The organism is Agromyces humi (assembly GCF_009720255.1).
Taxonomy (GTDB): domain Bacteria; phylum Actinomycetota; class Actinomycetes; order Actinomycetales; family Microbacteriaceae; genus Agromyces; species Agromyces humi.
This window is the reverse complement of record NZ_WJSP02000286.1, coordinates 1-4,872: the sequence shown is the minus strand read 5'-3', so window position 1 is coordinate 4,872 and position 4,872 is coordinate 1. Positions and strand designations below refer to the sequence as shown.

The 4,872-nt window shown below is 68.1% G+C and carries 8 protein-coding genes; 4 read left to right on the top strand and 4 right to left on the bottom strand.

The window, feature by feature from the left end:
- The 4 genes from GH736_RS17245 to GH736_RS17230 all read left to right on the top strand — a co-directional run.
- Positions 1 to 479, top strand: a 479-nt coding sequence (locus GH736_RS17245; protein WP_203230825.1) for a hypothetical protein, incomplete at its 5' end; no start/stop codon positions are given.
- Positions 480 to 570: 91 nt separating this feature from the next.
- On the top strand, positions 571 to 1,845 hold the full coding sequence (locus tag GH736_RS17240) for a M23 family metallopeptidase (RefSeq protein WP_159605531.1): 1,275 nt from the start codon (positions 571 to 573) through the stop codon (positions 1,843 to 1,845).
- On the top strand, positions 1,842 to 2,111 hold the full coding sequence (locus tag GH736_RS17235) for a hypothetical protein (protein ID WP_159605529.1): 270 nt from the start codon (positions 1,842 to 1,844) through the stop codon (positions 2,109 to 2,111). The genes GH736_RS17240 and GH736_RS17235 overlap by 4 nt, the downstream gene beginning before the upstream one ends.
- Before the next feature lie 4 nt (positions 2,112 to 2,115).
- Positions 2,116 to 2,352, top strand: a complete 237-nt coding sequence (locus GH736_RS17230) for a hypothetical protein (protein WP_159605527.1) — start codon at positions 2,116 to 2,118, stop codon at positions 2,350 to 2,352.
- Positions 2,353 to 2,377: 25 nt separating this feature from the next.
- Here the strand turns inward: GH736_RS17230 and GH736_RS17225 are convergent, their stop codons facing one another.
- The 4 genes from GH736_RS17225 to GH736_RS17215 all read right to left on the bottom strand — a co-directional run bounded on the left by GH736_RS17225 (position 2,378) and on the right by GH736_RS17215 (position 4,724).
- Positions 2,378 to 2,710 (bottom strand): hypothetical protein, encoded by a 333-nt coding sequence (locus GH736_RS17225; protein ID WP_159605525.1) that lies wholly within the window; start codon positions 2,708 to 2,710, stop codon positions 2,378 to 2,380.
- 143 nt (positions 2,711 to 2,853) lie between these two features.
- Positions 2,854 to 2,988, bottom strand: coding sequence for a hypothetical protein (locus GH736_RS25545; RefSeq protein ID WP_268891249.1), 135 nt, complete (start codon positions 2,986 to 2,988; stop codon positions 2,854 to 2,856).
- A 70-nt stretch (positions 2,989 to 3,058) separates the two neighbouring features.
- Positions 3,059 to 3,901 carry a hypothetical protein gene (locus GH736_RS17220; protein ID WP_159605523.1) on the bottom strand — a complete coding sequence of 281 codons (843 nt, stop codon included), beginning with the start codon at positions 3,899 to 3,901 and terminating at the stop codon, positions 3,059 to 3,061.
- 10 nt (positions 3,902 to 3,911) lie between these two features.
- The gene (locus tag GH736_RS17215) at positions 3,912 to 4,724 is read right to left on the bottom strand and encodes a DUF2637 domain-containing protein (protein ID WP_159605521.1); all 813 of its coding nucleotides are present in this window, start codon (positions 4,722 to 4,724) and stop codon (positions 3,912 to 3,914) included.
- Positions 4,725 to 4,872 lie beyond the last annotated feature (148 nt).

Below are 4,872 nucleotides of genomic sequence, written 5' to 3'. Positions count from 1 at the left end.
GCGCCTCGGGCGCCGCCGCCGCCGCCGCCGCCTCCGCCGGCGTGCCGACGGACTCGCCTCGGCCGGTCACCGTCCCGGTCGAACGCCTCACTATCCCTCAGCGGAGCATGATCGCCGCCGCGCAGGCTGCTCTCGCCGCCGGTCGCACCCAGCACTCGGTGCACCGGGCCGCCGGGCACCGCACCGCGCAGATCCTCCACGACGCCGGGTACGTCACCTACCTGAACTCGTTCGTGGTGCTGACCGCTGCCGGCGCCGCCGTCCCGGAGTACGTCGCACCGGCCGCCAAGCCGGTCACTTCGCTCAAGCAGCTCTCGCAGGCGCAACGTGACCTCGTCGCTGCGATCGCCCAGCACGGCGACGAGTACGCACTCACGAAGCATGAGATCGGCACTGCCGCCGCGCTCCATAGTCGCGGCCTGGTCACCATGACCCGCCGAACAGCGACCCTGACGCCAGCCGGCCGCGCTCTCCTCTGACCGCCCGCATGCTGCTCCACCCGTCCGGGGTCGCCGCATGCCTTCCCCATGCCGGCCTCGATCCCGGCGCCCGCAACCGTCTGGAACCACAATGCTCCGAAACCGTCGCCGCTTCCGCACTATCGCCGCCACCGCCCTGATCGCCGCCGCGATCACCGCGGCGGCCGTCACCGCACCCGCACAGGCGGACCCGTACCCGTCCTGGGAGGACGTGGAAGCCGCGAAGGCGAACACCGCAGCTGCAGCCGCGAAGGTCGCGGAGCTCGAGGGTGTCCTCGCTGGCTTGCAGTCGAACGCCGACGCCGCCCGTGCCGTTTCCGACAAGGCCGCCGAGAAGGTGATCAAGGCGCAGGATGCACTCGACAAGGCGACAGAGCGATCGAACGCCCTCGGCGCGCAAGCGGACGCCGCGAAGCAGAAGGCGGACGAGGCGAAGGTCGGCGCCGCCCGGATCGCCGCGCAGCAGTACCGCGCCGCCCAAGGCCAGGACACGGCGCTCTCGCTCTGGTCCGCGGATGCCGACGAAGCTGAAGACCTGCTCGCCGGCCTCGGCCGCATCGAGAAGGTGTCCGAAGCGTCGACGGCGATCATGAACAAGGCGACCGAGTCGAGCAACACCTCGAAGGCGCTGACGGAGCAGGCGAAGTCCGCTGAGGGGGAGCGGGCGAAGCTGCAGGATGAAGCGCAAGCCCAGTTCGAGGAGGCCGCCGCTGCGCAGCAGGCCGCGGACGCCGCTCTCGCCGAGCAGCAGGCGAAGACCGCCGAGGTGCAGGCGCAGCTCGACTTCCTGAAGGACGCCGAGGCGAAGACCTCCGCCGACTACGAGGCCGGTGTCGCGGCGAAGAAGGCCGCTGAGGAAGCCGCCCGTCGGGCAGCAGAGGAGGCAGCGAAGAACAACCACCACGGCGGAGGCGGTGGCGGTGGTGGAAGCAGCACCCCGTCAGGGTCCGGTTGGGCGAAGCCCGCGTACGGGCCGAACACCGACGGTTTCGGGCAGCGTCCCGTCATCTGCGGCGGCGGGATGTGCTCCGGCGGGTTCCACTACGGGTTCGACATCGGCGCCGGCTGCGACGCACCGGTGTACGCGGCGTCCTCCGGCACGGTCATCTGGGCTGGCGGCCTCGGCACGTACGGCAACTTCGTGAAGATCGACCACGGTGACGGCATCGCCACCGGGTACGCCCACAACCGCTGGGGCGGCCTGCTCGTCGACGACGGCCAGTGGGTGAACGCCGGCCAGCAGATCGCCTGGTCTGGGACCACCGGCGCATCGACCGGTTGCCACGTCCACTTCGAGGTGTTCCGATGGGGCTCCCGCATCGACCCGTACTCGTTCATGGCCGACCGCGGGATCTACCTCGGATGAGCGCGCGGGACCGGATCTTTACGCTCCTCGTTGACGGAGGCGTCGACGACACCGAAGCGGCAGCCCTCGCCGGGACACCGAAGCTGCTGCAGCCGCTCGGGCAGAAGCACCGACCGATCACAGACGCGACCGTCAACAGGTTCCTCGCGTACCGTCGGTCTGGGTCGAAGCTGCCGTTCTACGCGTACGCGGTCAGCTACGACCGCGGCGCCAGCCTGGCACGGTCCGTGGAGACCCGCGGAGACCCGCTTCGCCGCATGTCTTGACCGTGTGAAGCCCAGGACCGCCCTCATCGCTGCGATCATCGCAGCGATCGCGGTCGGCGCTACCGTCTACGCAGTGTCGCGGCACCCGTTGACGAAGAGCGGCACCGTGACCGTCAAGGCGATCGAGGACCGTGACGGCCGCCGCCGCTACCGGCTCGACGTTCGCCGGAACGGGAAGACCGGATGGCGGTTCGTGACCGAAGCGCAGTTCGGCGACGTGAAAGTCGGCGACAAGGTCTGACCACTTCCAACTGCCAGCGGCACCGTCACTCGTTGGCGAGCCACGGCAGCGTCCAGAACTGAGCGCCGATCCGTTCGTTCAGTACGGCCGCGGTGACGACACAGAAGCCGACGCGCTCCTTGGCGTTCTGCTCGTAGGTGAGGCGGGAGAGTGCTGCGGTGTGCGCGCGGAGGCAGTCCTTGGCTAGATCTTCGCCGACGATCTGAACGACCTCGCCACCTGCTTGCTCTGAAGCCTGCCTGCAAGAGTCGAAGTCGCTGCAGTACCCGTAGCCTGCGAAGTTGTCGCTCTGCACGAGTGTGTCGAGGATCGGACCCTGGAACACGACTCCGAGTCCGACGACAACGGCGATCGTCACCAACCACTTCTTCCCTGTGCTCCATGAGCGGTCAGTGTCGGACAAGCGCTTCCTTCCAAGGAGAGGTTTCGGCCGGGCGGCGCGTCAGCCTAGCGCGGCGATGCCCGTCTTCGGCAAGGCCCAATCCGGGCTACACGCATCACTCACCGGACGTCCGGGCTGTCCTTCTCATCCGCCGGCGGCCCTGCGAGCTCCTGCCACAGCAGAAGCTGCTCCTCGTACTCCGAGCCTGGCGCGACGTCCAGGAACGGCTCGTACTGTTCACGGCTGGCGCTCATTGGATTGCAGGTCCCTTCGGTGGTGGCGATGACTCGTCACCGTACCGGCATTCCGGATCCGGTTGGAAAACTACTCGTCGTCGGGCATGTCCTCGAACGCTTGCCCGTCGAAACCTTCCGAGATGATCTCCGTCAGCGGCGCACCTTCGTCGGGGATGTCCGAGTCGATCAGGCGGAGCGCCTCGATGTACGGGCCGACATAGAAGATCGCGATGTCCAACGCCAGTTCGGTGTCCGGCTGGCTCACCACGGTCAGCCGCAGCCGGGCTGCTTCCTCCTCGGTGATCTCGGGGGAGTCGAAGCCCGGGTTGCCGTTCCGGAACTGGTCGCTTCGGAACATCGTCGCTCGAGCGAGCAGCTCGTACGGGCCGTTCACACGCTTCGCGTGCTCGTACCACCGTGACTGCTTCGGGCTCTCCGGGTACTCGATCGCCGGACCGCCGATGCGGTGCAGCAGGCGCTTGTCCTCGAGGGTGGGCTGGAAAAAGTACCGGATTTCCGGGGTGACTGCGTTCGGCGTGCCGGTGTAGTCGGCGCGGACGTGGTACCCGCCGATCCAATGCGGTTCCTGGTTCCCGTCCCGGTCGTACCAGCGGGTCTCCAGGGCGCCGCGGGTGTTCACGTGCGCTCGAGCGCGGACGAAGCCGTCCTCGTCCACCCAGTCGAGGTACCCGGACTTCGACTGGCCTTTGAACTCCAGCTGCACGCTCGGCGGCATGTCCGGCGCCGGGATGTGAACCCCGTAGAGCCACACCTCGCGGCGGTCGCCGCGCTCGACGGCGTAGCCGTCAGCTCGGTGCAGCATGCAGTCACGCCAGAACGACAGCCCGTCCGGGTGCCGCCTCCGCTCATCCCACCCGCCGGTCTCGTGGTACGTGTGCTTCGGAAGCCGTTCGATGCGAGGGCGGGTCATGTGGTGAGTCCTATGTGGTCGAGGTCTGGTCGATGAGAATCTGGGCCCGCTGTTCGGACGTGCTCATCAGCTTCGCGAGTTCCGCGGCCGTGATCGGGGTGTTCTTCGCGGCGCGGTCTCGTACAAGCTGCAGTGCGTCCGTCCGGCTCAAACCTTGCACAGGCTTGGCCGGTGTGGAGTTTTTCTTCACCGGCTGCGGGGTGGCCTGCGAAGGTCGAGCGGAGCTGGACATCCCACCATGCGCGGGCGTCGACAGCCGCGCCTCCGAGGCCTGCGCCGGCAGCACCAGCGCCGGCTGCGCTGACACTGGCGCGGACAGCGTCGGCTGTGAGGAAACGACCGGCGCCGGCACCGGAGCGGCCGGCTCATCCTGCGCTTCGTGCCGCGCCGGGGACAGCATCACGACGAGCATGTGCGTGGACAGCAGCAGACCAACCGCCGGGACCGCGCCGACCAGGAACATCTCGAACTGGGTCGGCACCGCACCGATCGCATGGATGCCGTTCGCCCAGATCGACAACGACCCGAACAGGATGAGCGTCGCCCACGGATACCAGACGGACTTCCGGCGCCGAGCGTGGAGGATGAACGCCGCGAACGTCGACACGATGATCGTCCCGTCCACGATGATCGGCCACCCGAACGCGACCTCCTCACGGATCCGCGCAGCGATCGCCAAGTCGACCTGCGACTGGAACGACAGGACGAACGCGAACCCGATGATCGCCGCAACGGTGACCACCACCGGCCACAGCAGCCACCGGCTCATCGCGTTCAGGATCAGGCCGTCATCATTCGTTCGTTCGCGGGGTTCGAAGCTCATGAACAGGAGACATGCGGAACACTCGCCGATTCGCCGCATGTCCAACCCGAGCGCACCCCGCGCACCCCGCGCACCCCGCTACCGAAGGACATCCTGCATTGACCGCTGGCTCCGACCGCCCAGTCACCCTCACGATCCCCGTCCACCA